17 protein-coding genes are annotated in these 16,210 nt (G+C 58.6%); 5 read left to right on the plus strand and 12 right to left on the minus strand.

From position 1 onward, the window contains the following. Positions 1 to 122 precede the first annotated feature (122 nt). Complete coding sequence (locus DU29_RS0106715) at positions 123 to 1,283, plus strand: AAA family ATPase (RefSeq protein ID WP_028621044.1); 1,161 nt, start codon at positions 123 to 125, stop codon at positions 1,281 to 1,283. Between the two features lie 361 nt (positions 1,284 to 1,644). Here DU29_RS0106715 and DU29_RS0106725 read toward each other — a convergent pair whose 3' ends face one another. The 4 genes from DU29_RS0106725 to DU29_RS0106740 all read right to left on the minus strand — a co-directional run bounded on the left by DU29_RS0106725 (position 1,645) and on the right by DU29_RS0106740 (position 5,906). Next, positions 1,645 to 2,427: a MetQ/NlpA family ABC transporter substrate-binding protein gene (locus DU29_RS0106725; RefSeq protein ID WP_028621045.1), complete on the minus strand. Its 783-nt coding sequence runs from the start codon at positions 2,425 to 2,427 to the stop codon at positions 1,645 to 1,647. Positions 2,428 to 2,780: 353 nt separating this feature from the next. Further along, complete coding sequence (locus tag DU29_RS0106730; RefSeq protein WP_028621046.1) at positions 2,781 to 3,713, minus strand: sigma 54-interacting transcriptional regulator; 933 nt, start codon at positions 3,711 to 3,713, stop codon at positions 2,781 to 2,783. 56 nt (positions 3,714 to 3,769) lie between these two features. Beyond that, positions 3,770 to 4,351: an alpha/beta hydrolase gene (locus tag DU29_RS0106735; RefSeq protein ID WP_028621047.1), complete on the minus strand. Its 582-nt coding sequence runs from the start codon at positions 4,349 to 4,351 to the stop codon at positions 3,770 to 3,772. 481 nt (positions 4,352 to 4,832) lie between these two features. After that, positions 4,833 to 5,906 (minus strand): fatty acid desaturase, encoded by a 1,074-nt coding sequence (locus DU29_RS0106740; protein WP_028621048.1) that lies wholly within the window; start codon positions 5,904 to 5,906, stop codon positions 4,833 to 4,835. Positions 5,907 to 6,006: 100 nt separating this feature from the next. Between DU29_RS0106740 and DU29_RS0106745 the strand changes: the two genes are divergently transcribed. Further along, on the plus strand, positions 6,007 to 7,011 hold the full coding sequence (locus DU29_RS0106745; protein WP_028621049.1) for an AraC family transcriptional regulator: 1,005 nt from the start codon (positions 6,007 to 6,009) through the stop codon (positions 7,009 to 7,011). A 186-nt stretch (positions 7,012 to 7,197) separates the two neighbouring features. Here the strand turns inward: DU29_RS0106745 and DU29_RS0106750 are convergent, their stop codons facing one another. Further along, positions 7,198 to 8,583, minus strand: a complete 1,386-nt coding sequence (locus DU29_RS0106750; RefSeq protein ID WP_028621050.1) for a heavy metal sensor histidine kinase — start codon at positions 8,581 to 8,583, stop codon at positions 7,198 to 7,200. Then, positions 8,573 to 9,253 (minus strand): heavy metal response regulator transcription factor, encoded by a 681-nt coding sequence (locus tag DU29_RS0106755; protein ID WP_028621051.1) that lies wholly within the window; start codon positions 9,251 to 9,253, stop codon positions 8,573 to 8,575. Before DU29_RS0106755 ends, DU29_RS0106750 begins: the two co-directional genes overlap by 11 nt. A gap of 136 nt (positions 9,254 to 9,389) precedes the next feature. Here DU29_RS0106755 and DU29_RS0106760 point away from each other — a divergent pair, with 136 nt between their 5' ends. After that, positions 9,390 to 9,875 (plus strand): GlcG/HbpS family heme-binding protein, encoded by a 486-nt coding sequence (locus tag DU29_RS0106760; RefSeq protein WP_028621052.1) that lies wholly within the window; start codon positions 9,390 to 9,392, stop codon positions 9,873 to 9,875. A gap of 11 nt (positions 9,876 to 9,886) precedes the next feature. Beyond that, positions 9,887 to 10,297 carry a hydroxyisourate hydrolase gene (uraH, locus tag DU29_RS0106765; protein ID WP_028621053.1) on the plus strand — a complete coding sequence of 137 codons (411 nt, stop codon included), beginning with the start codon at positions 9,887 to 9,889 and terminating at the stop codon, positions 10,295 to 10,297. 15 nt (positions 10,298 to 10,312) lie between these two features. Here the strand turns inward: uraH and DU29_RS0106770 are convergent, their stop codons facing one another. Then, positions 10,313 to 10,999, minus strand: a complete 687-nt coding sequence (locus DU29_RS0106770) for a Crp/Fnr family transcriptional regulator (protein WP_028621054.1) — start codon at positions 10,997 to 10,999, stop codon at positions 10,313 to 10,315. Between the two features lie 86 nt (positions 11,000 to 11,085). Here DU29_RS0106770 and DU29_RS0106775 point away from each other — a divergent pair, with 86 nt between their 5' ends. Continuing rightward, positions 11,086 to 11,604, plus strand: a complete 519-nt coding sequence (locus tag DU29_RS0106775; protein ID WP_028621055.1) for an Mpo1 family 2-hydroxy fatty acid dioxygenase — start codon at positions 11,086 to 11,088, stop codon at positions 11,602 to 11,604. A gap of 154 nt (positions 11,605 to 11,758) precedes the next feature. On the opposite strand, the gene DU29_RS0106780 is transcribed toward DU29_RS0106775, so the two are convergent. From DU29_RS0106780 to oscA, 5 genes are all read right to left on the minus strand, one after another. Further along, the gene (locus tag DU29_RS0106780; RefSeq protein WP_028621056.1) at positions 11,759 to 12,748 is read right to left on the minus strand and encodes a sulfate/molybdate ABC transporter ATP-binding protein; all 990 of its coding nucleotides are present in this window, start codon (positions 12,746 to 12,748) and stop codon (positions 11,759 to 11,761) included. A 3-nt stretch (positions 12,749 to 12,751) separates the two neighbouring features. Continuing rightward, the gene (gene cysW / locus DU29_RS0106785) at positions 12,752 to 13,621 is read right to left on the minus strand and encodes a sulfate ABC transporter permease subunit CysW (protein WP_028621057.1); all 870 of its coding nucleotides are present in this window, start codon (positions 13,619 to 13,621) and stop codon (positions 12,752 to 12,754) included. A 12-nt stretch (positions 13,622 to 13,633) separates the two neighbouring features. After that, positions 13,634 to 14,452 carry a sulfate ABC transporter permease subunit CysT gene (cysT, locus tag DU29_RS0106790; RefSeq protein ID WP_028621058.1) on the minus strand — a complete coding sequence of 273 codons (819 nt, stop codon included), beginning with the start codon at positions 14,450 to 14,452 and terminating at the stop codon, positions 13,634 to 13,636. A 219-nt stretch (positions 14,453 to 14,671) separates the two neighbouring features. Continuing rightward, a complete protein-coding gene (locus DU29_RS0106795; RefSeq protein WP_028621059.1) occupies positions 14,672 to 15,685 on the minus strand; it encodes a sulfate ABC transporter substrate-binding protein in 1,014 nt (337 codons plus the stop codon). Between the two features lie 64 nt (positions 15,686 to 15,749). Further along, a complete protein-coding gene (gene oscA, locus DU29_RS0106800) occupies positions 15,750 to 15,932 on the minus strand; it encodes a sulfur starvation response protein OscA (protein WP_028621060.1) in 183 nt (60 codons plus the stop codon). Positions 15,933 to 16,210: the final 278 nt, after the last annotated feature.

The following is a 16,210-nucleotide window of genomic DNA, read 5'->3' on the forward strand; positions in this document are numbered from 1 at the left end:
CGTTGTACGGACGTGCCAGTGACGATACGACTGTGAGCTTAGAACAGGGTTCAACAGGCGCACAGGTTTGCTTAGCACTCTGTGAGAACGAGCCTGACGACCCATTTACAAGGAAGCTTCTCATGCTCAAAACGCTCGCGGTAGCCAATTACCGCTCGATCAACAAATTGGTGATTCCGCTGGGCCGATTGAATCTGATTACCGGCCCCAATGGCAGCGGCAAATCCAATCTCTATCGCGCGCTGCGCCTGCTGGCGGAAACCGCTCAGGGCGGTGTGGTTAATGCGCTGGCCCGTGAAGGCGGGCTGGATTCAACGTTTTGGGCCGGGCCGGAAAACATCACCCGGCGCATGCGTAATGGTGAAGTACCGATCGAGGCCACCGTTCGCCACGGCGTCAAACGCCTGCGACTGGGGTTTGCGGGTGAGGATTTCAGCTACGCAATCGCCCTTGGATTGCCAGAGCCCAGCCATTCGGCCTTTTCGCTGGACCCGGAAATAAAAAAGGAATGCATCTGGAGCGGCCCGTTTTACCGCCCCGCCAGTCTGCTGGTCGAGCGCAATGGCCCAATGATCCGTGCGCGTGAAGGCCGCAGTTGGGAAGTGCTGGCGCAACACACACCGATTTTCGACAGCCTGTTCGATCAGGTCGGCAGCTTCCAGACATCACCGGAAGTCATGCAACTGCGCGAGTTCATTCGTCGCTGGCGGTTTTACGATCACTTTCGCAGCGACGCCGATGCACCGGTGCGGCAACCGCAACTGGGCACGCGCACTCCGGTGCTGCATCACGACGGACGAGACCTGGCTGCCGCGCTGCAAACCATCCGCGAAATCGGTGATCCCGAAGCCTTGCAACTGGCGATCAGCGATGCCTTCCCCGGGGCAAGACTGAACATCGCCACCTTGCAGGGCGGACGATTCGCCATCGAATTTCATCAGGAGGGTTTGCTGCGGCCCTTGTCGGCAGCCGAACTGTCGGACGGCACGTTGCGTTATTTGCTGTTGGTCGCAGCATTGCTGACGCCTCGCCCACCGTCGTTGATGGTGCTGAACGAGCCGGAAACCAGCCTGCACCCTGACCTGTTACCGGCCTTGGCGCGGTTGATCATTCGCGCGTCCGAGCAATGTCAGGTGTGGGTGGTATCGCATGCACGACGTTTGATCTCTGCTTTGCAGGAAGACCCGGAGTGCAATTGCATCGTGCTGGAAAAAACCCTCGGCCAGACCGGACTGGTTGGCCAACGGCTGCTGGACGAGCCCGCGTGGTATTGGCCGGACTGAGGGGGTGCGTCACCAAGTCGAAGGACGACAACTATTTTCCCTTTCGTTGTAGGAAGACTCCTTTTTTCGTACAACCCCTCCTAGGACGCGCCGTTTTTGCCCAGACTTACCCGGTCAAATCCTCGCAAGGAAGAGAAAATGGCTGATGTAAAAGTGCCTCAGCGGTTGGACCCGCAGGATATCGTGAAGTGGTTGATAGCATTGCGCAGAGCGTTGAAGGGCAGGATCTGAGCTCCCAAGAAAAAATCACTACCTGTGTAGGAGCTGCCGGAGGCTGCGATCTTTTGCTTTGGATGCACACAATAAAAACGCCGACGCTATTGCTAGCCGTCGGCGTTTTTTTGGAGCGTTACTTCGCCAATCAGAACGCCGGCAATACCGCGCCGCTGTACTTCTTCTCGATGAAAGCTTTCACTTCAGGGCTGGTCAAGGCTTTGGCCAGTTTCTGAATCGCAGCGCTGTCCTTGTTGTCCGGACGCGCCACCAGGAAGTTCACGTAAGGCGAGTCGGCGCCTTCGATGATCAGCGCGTCTTTAGCCGGGTTCAGGCCCGCTTCCAGCGCGTAGTTGGTGTTGATCATGTCCAGGTCGACTTGATCCAGAACACGCGGGAGCATGGCGGATTCCAGTTCCTTGAACTTGAAGTTACGCGGGTTCTTGGCGATGTCTTTTGGCGTGGCCAGGGCGTTTTTCGGATCTTTCAATTCGATCAGGCCAGCCTTCTGCAGCAGGATCAACGCACGGCCACTGTTGCTGCCTTCGTTCGGGATGGCAATGGTCGCGCCGTCTTTCAGCTCAGCCAGGGACTTGACCTTTTTCGAGTAGCCGCCGAAGGGTTCTACGTGAACGCCGATCACGGTCACCAGATTGGTGCCTTTGCCTTCGTTGAAGCTTTTCAGGTACGGCAGAGTCTGGAAGTAGTTGGCGTCCAGACGCTTCTGATCAACCTGCACGTTCGGCTGAACGTAATCGGTGAACACTTTGATTTCCAGGTCCACGCCTTCTTTGGCGAGGGCTGGTTTGATCAGTTCGAGAATCTCGGCGTGCGGAACCGGAGTCGCCGCAACCACCAGTTTTTCGCCAGCATTAGCCAGACCCGCAGTCAGGGCAGCCGCCAATGCGGTGAACAACAGAACCTTTTTCATGCAGTGTCCTTATCGAATATCACGGTCGTCATCGACGACGGCTTGTTTAGTACGAGTGCCAGTGAAGTGCTATCGCTGGCGTGACGCGGACAATACCGGGATTTTTTATTCCGCAACAATATCTTTTATTCACTTTCATATTCCATTTTGTTCATACAGCGAGCGCTAGTGTTGTAGCAGCTGCCGAAGACTGCGTTTCCATTCTGCTCAAACAGCGAGAGATTCCGTCGTAGCAGCTGCCGAAGGCTGCGTTCGACTGCGCAGCAGTCGCAAAAAGGACATTAGAGTTCTGTGCAAAAGCGCAGCGTTCAGGTTACGAGCGCTTCGCACTCGGACGCAGCCTTCGGCAGCTGCTACAGATTTTGCGTTAGCCTTTCCAGCAAATGCTTCAATTCGGATCGCTCGGTTGGGGTGCCATTTTTGATTATTTGGGCAACCTGCTGTTCGATTTGCAGCCGCGAGGCCAGAGGCTCAGGCAGATTCAAATGTGCCGGCAGGATCTCGTCCCCGGTACTCACCAGCAACGCAAAATGAATCACGTTTTCCAGCTCTCGCGTATTGCCCGGCCAGCTGTGCTGCTCAAGTACCTGCTGCGCCGCATGGCTGATCAACGGCACCGGTAGAGCGAGGCGCTGGCTATAGATGCCGAGAAAATATTCGGACAGCGACAGGATATCGCCGACACGCTCGCGCAATGCCGGCAATTCGAGCTGGCCTTCTTTGAGGTAGTGATAAAGGCGCTCATGGAATTTCCCGGCGGCGACCGCTTGCGCCAGGTCGATACTGGTGGCGGCAACCAGACGCACGTCCACCGGGCTAGGTTGAGGGGCACCTACGCGGGTGACTTCGTGATTCTCCAGGGCCGCGAGCAATTTAATCTGAATCGGCAGCGGCAAATCGCCGATTTCATCCAGGTACAACGTGCCGCCGTTGGCCGAACCAAACCAGCCCGCCCGACTGCTGGCCGATCCGCTGTGACTGCCAGCCGCGTAGCCGAACAATTCGGCGTTGGCATACGTCGGGCTGATCGCGCCGCAATTGACTGAAACGAACAGCCCGCCGCGATCACTCGCACGATGAATGTGCCGCGCCAGCAACTCTTTACCGGTGCCGGTTTCGCCGCGGATCAACACCGAAATCGAGCGCAGTGCCAGTTGCTCAAGCTGCTGGCGCAATTGCCGCGAGCGCGGATCGACGAAAACCAATGCTTTGGCGCGAATGCTCAGCGGGCTTTTTTCTGCATCGGGAAAGGTCAGCAGTGGCTGACCGAAGGCTTCAAAATTCATGGCAGGCTCCCGCCCAAAACCGCCGGCAGACGGGGGCGTCTAGAAAAAAATGATGCTCAAGCGCGACGCAGGGCGTGATGTTCCATGCGATGTTGCAGACGATAGAGATAGGCGAAACCTTGCTCCCAACGCTGATGCCCAGACTTCACATTGATGTGCCCGGCGCCCGTGAGAATTGCCGCTTCAGCGCCCCAGTTACGCGCCAACTCCAGCGCACGTGGCGCACTGACGGCACTGTCGTTGTCGGCGCTGACGACCTGGCTGGGGAAAGGCAAAAGATCGCTCGGGATTGGCGCGAAGTTGCGCAGGGCCGGCGCGCACGCCGGGCGTTCGACGTCCGCCGGCGCGACCAGCAGCGCACCACGCACCTGCCGCAAAAACTGCGCAGGCGCACTCGCGGCCCAATGCGCTACGGTGATGCAGCCCAGGCTATGGGCGATCAGGATCACCGGGGTGCTGTCGGCAGCAATGGCTTCGGCGAGCGCGGCGACCCAGTCTTCACGTCGCGGTGTCAGCCAGTCGTCCTGCTCAACCCGTGCGCTGTTCGGCAGATTGTTGTGCCAATGGCTTTGCCAATGATCCTCCGCCGATCCTTGCCAGCCCGGCACAATCAGGTAGCGAATTGATTCGTTGCGCATGGGGAGCTCTCCTGCTGCGTGTCTGTTCCTGGCCGAGTATAAAGACGAGAGTTATATCCTCTAAGGAATAAGAAGCTATTTATTAAGACCCATAAAGAATATAAGCAGCTGCAAAAACTGTCGGAGCTGGCTTGCCAGCGATAGCGTCTCCACTGACTCTCATCGGGTGTCCAGGCACCCGCCATCGCTGGCAAGCCAGCTCCTACAGGGGTTGTGATGGGGATTGGAAAGCAGAATAAAAAAAGGACCGCACCCTGCCAAGGAGACGGCCCCGGAAAACTCAATGTTTCGTGTGATCAATCTGAAGCGACAATCGCATACCAATCGATATCCTTTAAAGGAATATTTAATTCGATTAATAGATTACGATGGCATAAACAATCGACACTGCAGCGCCTTAAGCGTCCAACGCTGGCATTCAACGTAAAGGCTGTTTGGGTCAGATTGATGACGAAACCCTTGAGCATCCTTTCTATGTTCATCAACCAGAGGCGACTGGCATCTTCCGGGTAACAGGAACGTCCTGCTGCACAAACCGATTCGCCCGTCCAAACGTGCCGAAATCATTAAACCGCACGCCCATCTCGCGCATTACCTTATGCGCTACCGGCACGGTCATCTGGCGAATATAAAACGGCTCTTTCACCACAAAATGATGAATCCCATGGCTGCTGCCAAAATTGAAGCAGAACGCCTGCAACGGCCACATCCACCACGGGTTCAGCACCTGGGTCTGCTGGATCACGTTGCCCGGCTCGACGTCGCCGTAGTAGTGCATGTTCGAACTGACAAAGTGCAGGCAAAAAGTGCGCAACACGTTCGGCCCGATGATCACGACAACAGCAATATCGATCACCAGCATGACGGACAGTGCGCTAGCCGACCAGTCAATCGGAACACCCAGTAACCAGGCGACACCGTTGGCCGCGTGGAACCCGAGGAACACATACCATGCGCCCCAATGCAGCAACGCCAGCGGCGCATAAACCTTCAGTACGCGTTTGCAGATGCTGAGCTTGTGCGCCCAGGTTTTCGCCCGCAGCATGCGGATGAACGCCGACATCAGGTTGTCGCCGACCATCAACAATCGCGCAAATCCCCAAGGCTCGCCATTGGTGATGGCGCGCTCTTCCATGTCCGCTTCAGTGCCGGAGAATTTGTGATGGTTGAGGTGCAGGTGCCGGCGAATCCACGGGTTGATCGTGCTTGGCCGCGCCAGCCAGACCAGGCCCATCATCAAATTGTGCGGCACGCGCTGCTTTCTAAAGTACATGCTGTGAATCAGATCGTGTTCCAGCTCGTGGGTCAGCGAGGCGAAGAACGCGTTGAGCAACAGGCACATCCACCACGCCATGGAACCGTTGATGTAGAGCATCGCCGAAGCAATCATGCCGGCCAGCGCGAAAGCTAGAATGCCCGCGCCGATCGCATCCTGATGATTGAGAACCGGGTAGCGCTGACGCAATTCCACGCCTTTGGCCAGCACCACTTCGCGAATATGCGCAGATCGCTGTGCTGCATTCAGTCGCTGGGGACTTGCAGAAGTACCGTCCATGCTTCCATCCTCTGGTTATAGGTGTTTGCATCCTGCCGTGTGAACCGGCAAACCGTGGTAGCCGTGAACGCCAACCTGTTGACCGGAAGCGCCAATCAGTATGACTGAACCGACCTCCCTCGCCAGCTGGACCCGTGCCTTGCGCAAGCAACTCGATGCGCTGGGCCTCGACAGCACCGACCTGTGCCACCAGGCGGGGCTCGACCCGCAATTGATGGACGACCCTAACGCCCGTTATCCGTTGTCGGGCACCACGCGTTTGTGGGAAATCGCGGTGAAGGTCAGTGGCGATCCGGCAATTGGCTTGCGCGTGTCGCGTTTCGTCAGTCCCACCACCTTTCACGCGCTTGGTTATGCACTGGTTGCCAGCGCCAGCCTGCGCGAAGTGTTTGAGCGCATCGTGCGTTATCACCAGGTGGTCAGCGATGCCTTGGAACTGGAGCTGACGCGCGGCGACGACCGCTACCGTTTTCACCTGAAAATCCCGGCTGGTAATCCGGCACCGGCGTTCGAGGCGATTGACGCGTTCAGCGCAATCTACGTGCGCACCTGCCGCAATCGCCTCGGTCGCGACTATGCACCGCTGGCGGTGTATTTACGCCGCCCGGAACCCGTCGATGCGCACCAATGGCACAAAGTCTTCCGCTCGCCAGTGTTTTTTGCGGCCGAGGAAGACTGCCTGGAATTCTCGCTGACGGACTTCGAGAGCCATCTGGACGACGCCAATCCGGAACTGGCAGAACACAACGAAGCCGTGCTGAAACGCACGCTGGCCCAGCTCAAGCCGTTGACCTGGGAACGCAAGGTGCGCGACGCAATTGAAGAGCAATTGCCGGAAGGCGAACCAAGCGCCGAGCACATTGCCCAGACTTTGCACCTGAGCTTGCGCAGCCTGCAACGGCATCTGGCGGACGAAGGTTGCCGCTTCGATACGTTGCTCAATGAAAGCCGCGAGAATCTCGCGCTGGTGCATTTGCGTGATCTGCAATGCTCGTTGAGCGAAATCAGTTATCTGCTCGGGTTTGCCGATACCAGCAGTTTCAACCGCGCGTTCAAGCGCTGGACGGGGATGACACCGGGGCAGTTTCGGGATGGGTTGCGGTGATTGATCATAGAGATCTAGTGCCTGATCTGCCCCATCGCTAGCAGGCTAGCTCCCACAGGGATCTCGGTCGGATACAGACAGGCTGATCAGTGTGGGAGCTAGCTGCCACATTTGAACTTCAGTAAACCCAAACTATGCACTCGATGGAGATCCCTGTGGGAGCCAGCCTGCTGGCGATGAGGCCCGTCAATCCAAGACAAAACCCAACCCGAACACCGTGCCGGTCTGATCACTGCTCACCCGCACCCGCCCGCCATGCAACCCCATGATCGAACTCACGATCGCCAACCCCAAACCGCCTGAATCACCTGGTTCTGCCCGCGAAGGATCGACCCGGTAAAACCGGTCAAACACTTTGCCCAGATGCTGCGGCGCAATGATCGGGCCGACGTTGTGCACCTCCAGCCAACACATCCCCGAGTCATCGCGCCGCTGCAACGTAATGACGGAGCCAGCATCGGCGTGTCTTACTGCGTTGGCCAACAAGTTGCCAAGCGCGCGCTGCAGCAACATCTGATCCGCCAGCAATTCACCGGACAGGGCGTTTTGCAAACCAATATCCCGATCATCAGCCAGCGCTTCAAAGTAATCGCAGAGTTCATCGCCGACGCTGGCCAGGTCCAGCACGCGCACATCAAGCGCGCGTTCGGCCTGTTCGGCGCGGGCGAGGAACATCAGGTTTTCCGCCATGCGTTTGAGTCGTTCGAACTCTTCCATGTTGGAGGCGAGCACTTCCTGATATTCCGCCGCGCTGCGCGGTTGATTCAGCGCCAGGCCATTGCTGCCGAGCAAGTTGTGCAGCGGCGTGCGGATTTCATGCGCGAGGTCGGCCGAGAATTGCGACAGCCGTTGAAAGCCATCATCGAGCCGGGTCAGCATGCCGTTCAAGGCGTGTACCGGCTCGTGCAGTTCCGCCGGAATGCCGGCCGCCGGCAGCCGTTGATCAAGACTGCGCAAATCGATGCCACGCACCGCTTCACTCAGCTGCCGTAGCGGTCGCAAGCCGCGGCGCAACAGCATCAGGCCCAATGCGAAGGCCAGCAATGCGCCCAGGCTGACCGCCAGATAAAGCTGCATCCGGTAACTGGCGAGCATCTGCTCACGCTCGCTCAATACCTTGCCAGCGACCACCGTCAATGCCTCGCCGCTGGGGCCTCGGGCCTGCCCGGACAGCAACGCCACCGCCGCACCGTCCGGCGCTTGCCAGGTGATGACGTCGCTGCGTTGTGGCGCCCGCTCGGGGGCAATCGCGTCCAGGGCCGGAAGCTTCTGCTGACGCGGGTTGATGCCAATGACGGTAGAGCCATCGGCCCGCGTTACACGCAACAAACTGTCCTGATTGCCGAGCATGTTCTGGTACAAACGCGGCCGCGCCTGCAAGGCGCCAAGGCTGTCACTGTCGGCGAGCAGCGCGCGCACTTGCTCCAGGCGACCGAGTAACGCGAGGTCGTCGCGATAGGCGATTTCCGAGGCCAGCGAACGGTAGAGGAAAACCCCGATCACGCTCAGTACCAACGCACAAACGGCGGCGAACGCCAGCGCCAGCCTGAAGGCGATGGAATTAGAGCGCATCGTCCGGTGCTTCCAGTTGATAGCCGACGCCGCGCACGGTATGGATCAGCTTCGGCATGTAGGGATCGTCGACCTTGGAGCGCAGGCGGCGCACTGCAACTTCGACCATGTTGGTGTCGCTGTCGAAATTCAGGTTCCACACCTGCGAGGCAATCAGCGTGCGCGACAGCACTTCACCCTGGCGACTGGCGAGCAATTGCAGCAGGGTGAATTCTTTGTTGGTCAGGTTGATGCGTTGCCCGCCGCGACTGACCCGGCGGCGCAAGACGTCAATTTCGAGGTCGGCGATGCTGTACGACTCGGCTTCGCGCATCGGCCCACGCCGCAGCAAGGTGCGCACGCGCGCGAGCAATTCGGCGAAGGCGAACGGCTTGAGCAAATAATCGTCGGCGCCGAGTTCGAGGCCACGAACGCGGTCTTCGATGGCATCCTTGGCTGTCAAAAACAGCACCGGCGTCGCTCCGCGCTGGCGAATCAGCTGCAGCAATTGCCAGCCGTTCAAGCCTGGCAGCATTACATCAAGAATGATCAGGTCATATTCCTGCTGCTCGATAAAGTAACGCCCATCGAGTCCATTCAGCGCCACGTCCACGGCAAAACCCGACTCGCCCAGGCCCTTGGCCAGGAAGTTCGCGGTTTTGGCTTCATCTTCAACGACCAGCAAACGCATGGCACACCTCGATTATTCAGACGTACAGGCTAGGCGTCTTCGGCCCCGTTGCCCATTACAAACTTGTAATCCTGCTGACGGGGTTCTGACGGGAATGGCTGGGTAAGGTGGCCACCTCGACTTACGGAGCCTGGCCATGCTGTTCAAAACCCTCGTCACAAGCCTTGCACTCGGCCTCACCGGTAGCGCGTTTGCCGCTGCCGAATTGCCTCGCCACGCCGACCTTGATCTGCGCACCGCCAGATTGCTGGCCGACGCCACCCTGGCCAATTGCACCGGAACCGTCTCAGTGCTCGATCGCGGCGGCAATCTGTTGGTGACCCTGCGTGCCGACGGCATCGGTTCGCACAACACCGCCGCCAGCCAACGCACGGCTTACACCGCGCTGTCGACGAAAACCCCGACCCGTCTGTTTGCCGAACGCGCTCGCAACAACCCGGAAGCCGCCAACCTCAACACCCTCGACGAATTGCTGTTGCTGGGCGGCGGCGTGCCGTTGTTTGCCGGCGATGAACTGGTCGGCGCGCTCGGCGTCGCCGGCTCCGGCGGTGCCGAGCAGGACGAAAATTGCGCCATCAAAGCAGCTGACACCGTCGGCCTGTCGATCAAAAAATCCATCTGAGGAGTTGCACCATGAAAACCCTGCGCATGACCCTGGCCGCCATTGGCCTTAGCAGCTTGTCGACGCTGGCCCTCGCGGCCGGCAACCCTTTGAGCGTGCACGTGCTCAATCTGGAAAACGGTTTGCCTTCACCGGGCATCAACGTGACCCTGGAAAAACACGTCGGTCAGAACTGGCAACCGCTGGCTGAAGGCACTACCAACGAACAGGGGCGCATCGCCGAATTGTTCCCGGCCAAACAGGCCTTTGAAGCCGGGGAATATCGCGTGGTGTTCAAGACCGGCGAGTATTTCAAGAAGACTAAACACGAGACATTCTTTCCGGAAATTCCGGTGATTTTTGAAGTGAAGCAGACGGATCAGCACTACCACATTCCGCTGCTGCTGAGCCCTTATGGGTTCTCGACTTATCGCGGATCGTAGGTTCGGCGTCGGCGGTCAGGATGTCGCCAGTACCCTCAACCGCTCGGCATCCACGATTTCTATCTCGCCGTACTTGAGATGAACGATGCCTTGGGCCTGCAGATCGTTGAGCATCTGGTTAGTCGTCTGCCGCGACAGCGAAAGCATCGACGCCAGCTGCTCCTGGGGCAATTGCAGGACGCGGCGTGGTGGATCGATTTCGCCGTAACCCTGCGCAATCATCAGCAGTCGATGGGCTAATCGCGCCGAGGCTGGCCGCAAACTCAGTTGTTCGAGACTGATGAAGGTCAGGCGCAGTTTCTGGCTCATCAACAGTGCCAATTGCCGCCAGTGAACGGGCTGCTCATCCAGCAACGCCAGCAGTGCATTTTGCGGCACATGCAGCAAGGTGCATGGGCCCGCAGCGAACGCATCATGAGTTCGCGGCTGACCGTCGAACAAGGAAATCTCGCCAAACCAGTGCGGCGCTTCAACCACACTCAGCAAGGCCTCCTTGCCTTGCTCGCTCACCGCGCCAATGCGCACCGAACCTTCAAGTACGGCGTACAGCCCACACGGTGAGTCACCGCGCTGGAACAGTCGCTGACCCGACACCAACTGCCGGACCCGCGCAGCCGTGAGCAGACTATCCTGTAAAGAGTCAGGCAAATGGCTAAACCACTGCCCCGCCATCAGGCGCGAACGCCAGAGCTGCATGCCCAAATGAAAACTCCTGGAGATTGTCGCCTGGCTGACAGAGCCAAATCTGCACCCGGGGCATGATCCATCACCCTACAGGAGGAATAACAATGAAAAGCCTCGTTGACCATCTCAGCCAATACGCCGCCTACCATCGCGACCCGCGCAATATTGCCACGCATTTTGTCGGCATTCCGCTGATTGTCGTGGCCGTGGCCGTGTTGCTCTCGCGTCCGCAGTGGATGGGAGGATGGCTGTCGCCGGCCATGCTGGTGGCGCTGGCGTCAGCGTGGTTTTACCTGCGGCTGGAGCTGCGTCTTGGCCTGCTGATGAGCGTATTGTTGGGGCTGTGTGTCTGGGCCGGCCAGGTACTCGCACAGCAAAGCACGCTGGTGTGGCTGGCGAGCGGTCTCGGACTGTTTGTGGTGGGCTGGGCGATTCAGTTTGTCGGGCATCACTACGAAGGCCGCAAACCGGCGTTTGTCGATGACGTGACCGGGTTGATTATCGGGCCGTTGTTTGTGGTGGCGGAGCTGGCGTTTTTACTGGGTTTGCGGCGTGAGTTGAAGGAGCAGATCGAGGCGCGGGCGGGTGGGGTGCGGGTTAATCCGCGCCGGGCCGCGGCGTAGATCGCCTTCGCAAACAAGTCGGAGCGCCGAACAGTCGCTTCCACAGGAGAACTTGTGAACCACACAAATCCTGTAGGAGCCGGCTTGCTGGCGATAGCGGTGTAACTGGTGCACCGCGTTATCGTTAATCGCCAGCAAGCCGGCTCCTACAAGATCAGATGTTAGCCACTTTCTGCCAGACCTTTGGCTTGAAAAACAACGTCTCACCCTTCGCCAACCCGGTCAGGCTGTCGTGATCCTTTACCACTTCCGCTTCGATCAACTCGCTCTGCCCTTCCACCTTCAGCGTCACTCGGGTGGTCGCGCCCAGCGGTCGAATATCGCGCACTTCAGCCGCGTGGTGATCTTCCAGTTCATGGCGCGACAGCGAGACTTCGTGCGGGCGGAACAGTACATGGTTGTCCTCCCCCAGATGCAGGCGGTTCGAGTCACCAAGGAAGTGATAAACGAAATCGCTGGCCGGATTTTCGTAGACCTCGCCCGGTGAGCCGATCTGCTCGATCACGCCCTTGTTCATCACCACGATACGGTCGGCGACTTCCATGGCTTCTTCCTGGTCGTGGGTCACGAACACCGAGGTCAGGTTGATGTCCTCGTGCAGCCGCGCCAACCAGCGGCGCAGTTCTTTACGGACCTTGGCATCGAGTGCACCAAACGGCTCATCAAGCAGCAAAACCTTCGGCTCCACCGCCAGTGCACGGGCCAGCGCGATACGCTGGCGCTGACCACCGGAGAGTTGCTCCGGGTAACGGTCCGACAGCCAGTCCAGCTGCACCATGTTCAGCAGTTCGTGGACTTTCCCGGCGATCTGGCTTTCGCTCGGGCGCTGGTTTTTCGGCTTCATGCGCAGGCCGAACGCGACGTTGTCGAACACCGTCATGTGGCGGAACAACGCGTAATGCTGGAACACGAAGCCGACGTTGCGATCACGCACGTCGTGGCCGGAAACGTCTTCGCCGTGGAAGACGATGCTGCCCTGATCCGGCGTTTCCAGACCGGCGATGATCCGCAGCAGCGTGGTCTTGCCGCAACCCGACGGGCCCAGCAGCGCGACCAGTTCGCCGCTCTGAATGTCCAGGCTGATGTTGTCCAGCGCCTTGAACGCGTTGAAATTCTTGCTGACGTTACGCACTTCGATCGACATGAATTATTCCTCCGCGGCGCTGGCGCGCAGGCGGTTAATACGGTTTTCGCTCCACTGCTTCAGCAGCAGGATGAAGAGCGCCATGATCAGCAACAGGCTCGCCACGGCGAACGCGGCCACGTGGTTGTATTCGTTGTAGAGGATCTCGACGTGCAACGGCAAGGTGTTGGTCACCCCGCGAATGTGCCCGGAAACCACCGACACCGCACCGAACTCACCCATCGCCCGCGCGGTACACAGCACCACGCCGTAGATCAGGCCCCATTTGATATTGGGAACAGTGACGTGCCAGAACATCTGCCAGCCATTGGCACCGAGCAGGCGCGCAGCCTCCTCTTCCTGGGTGCCTTGTTCCTGCATCAGCGGGATCAACTCACGCGCCACAAATGGCACGGTGACGAAAATCGTCGCCAGCACGATGCCCGGCAAGGCGAAGACGATCTGGATGTCGTGATCTTGCAGCCACGGTCCGAACAAACCTTGCGCACCGAACATCAGCACATAAACCAGACCGGCGATGACCGGCGAGACCGAGAACGGCAGGTCGATCAGGGTGACGAGGATACTTTTGCCACGGAACGAATATTTGCTCACACACCAGGCTGCGCTGACACCGAACACCAGGTTCAGCGGCACCGAAATCAGCACGGCGAACACCGTGAGCTTCAACGCGGAAAGTGCATCGGGCTCAAAGATCGCCGTGAAGAACGCGCCGAGCCCCATCTTCAAACCCTGGGATACGACGATCACCAACGGCAACAATAAAAACAGCGCAAAAATCAGCCAGCTAAGACCGATCAACAGGCGACGCGATGAGGCACTGCCTCGGCGTGAGGCGTTCGAGGAAGCAGCCGCAATAGACGATTGGGACATGTTTGCGCCTCCTTAGGGGGTTTCGATGCGCCGCTGCAGCAAGTTGATCAGCAGCAATAGAATGAAAGAAACCACCAGCATCAGTACGCCAATGGAAGTAGCGCCGGTGTAATCGTACTGGTCGAGTTTGACCATGATCAGCAGCGGCAGAATCTCGGTTTTCATCGGCATGTTGCCGGCAATGAAAATCACCGAACCGTACTCGCCGACCCCACGGGCAAAGGCCAAAGCGAAACCGGTCAACCAGGCAGGCAGCAGCGCCGGCACCAGAATATGGCGGAAAACCTGCCAGGGTTTCGCACCCAGACACGCCGCCGCTTCTTCCACTTCACGGGGGATATCGGCCAGTACGGGCTGTACGGTACGTACCACGAATGGCAGCGTAACGAACGTCAGCGCAAGCGTGATGCCGAAGGGGGTATACGCGATCTTGAAACCCAGGTCGGCCGCGAATTGACCCACCCAGCCGTTCGGTGCGTACAGCGCGGTCAGGGCGATACCGGCCACCGCCGTGGGCAATGCGAACGGCAAATCGATCATCGCATCGATGATTTTTCGCCCCGGGAAGGTATAACGCACCAGCACCCAGGCGAGCAGCGTGCCGATAATGCCGTTGATGATCGCGGCACACAGCGCGGTTCCGAAGCTCAGCTTCAACGCCGCCAGCACGCGAGGCGCCGAGATGATCGTCCAGAACTGATCCCAGGTAAGTTGAGCGGCGTGGACGAACATCGCCGCCAGCGGTATGAGCACAATCAGGCTGAGGTACACCAAGGTGTAACCCAGCGTCAGCCCGAAGCCGGGTATGACGGGGGAGATACGACGCGACATAAAAGTCCTTGGTTGAGAACGCGATCCGCTGAAAGCATCAATGTGGGAGCGGGCCCTGTGGGGAGGGGATTTATCCCCGTCGGGCGGCGTAGCTGCCCCAAAACCATCGCATGCGGTGCGCCTGGCATTCCGCAATAGCCGATTTTGGAGCTACTACGTAGCCCAACGGGGATAAATCCCCTCGCCACAAAGGCTCACTACCACACGTGGTGAGTCAGATTACTGCGCCTGATAGATCTGGTCGAACACGCCACCGTCATTGAAAAATTTCGGTTGAGCACTCTTCCAGCCGCCGAAGTCCTTGTCGATGGTCACCAGTTCCAGTGTCGGGAACTGCTGGGCGTACTTGGCGGCCACATCCTTGTCCCGTGGACGATAGAAGTTTTTCGCGGCGATTTCCTGTCCGGCCGGGCTGTACAGGTGCTTGAGGTACGCTTCGGCGATTTCGGCGTTGCCTTTCTTCTCGGCGTTCTTGTCGACCACTGCCACTGGTGGCTCGGCGAGGATCGACAGTGAAGGCACGACGATGTCGAACTTGTCCGCACCGCCGTCTTCTTTCAAAGCCAGGAACGCTTCGTTTTCCCAGGCCAGCAACACGTCGCCCTGACCGTTGTTGACGAAGGTGATGGTCGAACCGCGAGCGCCGGTATCCAGCACTGGAACGTGCTTGAACAATGTCTGAACGTATTCTTTGGCCTTGGCTTCGTCGCCGCCGTTGGCTTTCAGACCGTAGGCCCACGCCGCGAGGAAATTCCAGCGCGCACCACCGGAGGTTTTTGGGTTCGGTGTAATCACTTCGACGCCGCTTTTGGTCAGGTCGCCCCAGTCCTTGATGCCTTTCGGGTTGCCCTTGCGCACCAGGAAAACGATGGTCGAGGTGTACGGCGTGCTCGCTTGCGGCAGACGCTTCTGCCAATCCGTCGGCAGGGTCTTGCCCAGCTTGGCGATCTCGTCGATGTCACCGGCCAGCGCCAGAGTCACTACGTCGGCGCGCAAACCATCAATCACCGCCCGGCCCTGCTTGCCGGATCCACCGTGAGATTGCTGGATTTTCACGTTGTCGCCGGCGTGGTCTTTCTTCCAGAAATTGACGAACTCAGCGTTGTATTCCTGATACAGCTCGCGTGTCGGGTCGTACGACACATTAAGCAACTCGTAATCCTTGGCAACCGCAGAACCCGCAAAGAAGGCACTGGCCAGCGCAGCCAAAGCGAAATGACGAATCGACGACATGGTGAAAGCTCCTGGAATTCTGGGTGTATTAGCTTTTTTTTATGGTGGCTGAAATGGGGTTGCCTCAGCTCGGCTTGGCACCCGGGTTCTGCAGACGGAATTTTTCCTTGCGCTCGATTTGCACCACCTGAGCGTTATGCACAGTGATCTCCACCGCGCCGAAGCGCAGATCGCGCAAAGCACTCTGAATTTCACGCAAAATGGTGGCTTCGTCTTGACCGTCAACGCTACGCAGGGATGCGCTCATGGGCTGCTCCTTCAACTGAGAGATCGCCTGGCAGTGGGCGGCACTGCTTGCGGCGTGAGAGCAATATAGATAAGCGCGGTTATTCTTAAAAATACTATTTAAGAATGTTTATATAACCAAAACTTAAATCTGTTAACTGGGATGGACTTGCGGCGTGCGCCTGACTTCACCGCTGGCCGGCCCCATGTGGCGAGGGAGCTTGCTCCCGCTGGGGTGCAAAGCAGCCCTGAAAATCTTGCGTCCGCTGCGCAGCCGAGCGGGAGCAAGCTCCCTCGCCA

It is taken from the genome of Pseudomonas sp. Ant30-3 (genome assembly GCF_000690905.1).
GTDB lineage: Bacteria > Pseudomonadota > Gammaproteobacteria > Pseudomonadales > Pseudomonadaceae > Aquipseudomonas.

Bases quoted from the DNA above. Each gene is read 5' to 3' on its own strand.
- DU29_RS0106715 (WP_028621044.1), top strand. From the start codon at position 123: ATGCTCAAAACGCTCGCGGTAGCCAATTACCGCTCGATCAACAAATTG.
- DU29_RS0106725 (WP_028621045.1), bottom strand. From the start codon at position 2,427: ATGAAAAAGGTTCTGTTGTTCACCGCATTGGCGGCTGCCCTGACTGCG.
- DU29_RS0106730 (WP_028621046.1), bottom strand. From the start codon at position 3,713: ATGAATTTTGAAGCCTTCGGTCAGCCACTGCTGACCTTTCCCGATGCA.
- DU29_RS0106735 (WP_028621047.1), bottom strand. From the start codon at position 4,351: ATGCGCAACGAATCAATTCGCTACCTGATTGTGCCGGGCTGGCAAGGA.
- DU29_RS0106740 (WP_028621048.1), bottom strand. From the start codon at position 5,906: ATGGACGGTACTTCTGCAAGTCCCCAGCGACTGAATGCAGCACAGCGA.
- DU29_RS0106745 (WP_028621049.1), top strand. From the start codon at position 6,007: ATGACTGAACCGACCTCCCTCGCCAGCTGGACCCGTGCCTTGCGCAAG.
- DU29_RS0106750 (WP_028621050.1), bottom strand. From the start codon at position 8,583: ATGCGCTCTAATTCCATCGCCTTCAGGCTGGCGCTGGCGTTCGCCGCC.
- DU29_RS0106755 (WP_028621051.1), bottom strand. From the start codon at position 9,253: ATGCGTTTGCTGGTCGTTGAAGATGAAGCCAAAACCGCGAACTTCCTG.
- DU29_RS0106760 (WP_028621052.1), top strand. From the start codon at position 9,390: ATGCTGTTCAAAACCCTCGTCACAAGCCTTGCACTCGGCCTCACCGGT.
- uraH (WP_028621053.1), top strand. From the start codon at position 9,887: ATGAAAACCCTGCGCATGACCCTGGCCGCCATTGGCCTTAGCAGCTTG.
- DU29_RS0106775 (WP_028621055.1), top strand. From the start codon at position 11,086: ATGAAAAGCCTCGTTGACCATCTCAGCCAATACGCCGCCTACCATCGC.
- DU29_RS0106780 (WP_028621056.1), bottom strand. From the start codon at position 12,748: ATGTCGATCGAAGTGCGTAACGTCAGCAAGAATTTCAACGCGTTCAAG.
- cysW (WP_028621057.1), bottom strand. From the start codon at position 13,621: ATGTCCCAATCGTCTATTGCGGCTGCTTCCTCGAACGCCTCACGCCGA.
- cysT (WP_028621058.1), bottom strand. From the start codon at position 14,452: ATGTCGCGTCGTATCTCCCCCGTCATACCCGGCTTCGGGCTGACGCTG.
- DU29_RS0106795 (WP_028621059.1), bottom strand. From the start codon at position 15,685: ATGTCGTCGATTCGTCATTTCGCTTTGGCTGCGCTGGCCAGTGCCTTC.
- oscA (WP_028621060.1), bottom strand. From the start codon at position 15,932: ATGAGCGCATCCCTGCGTAGCGTTGACGGTCAAGACGAAGCCACCATT.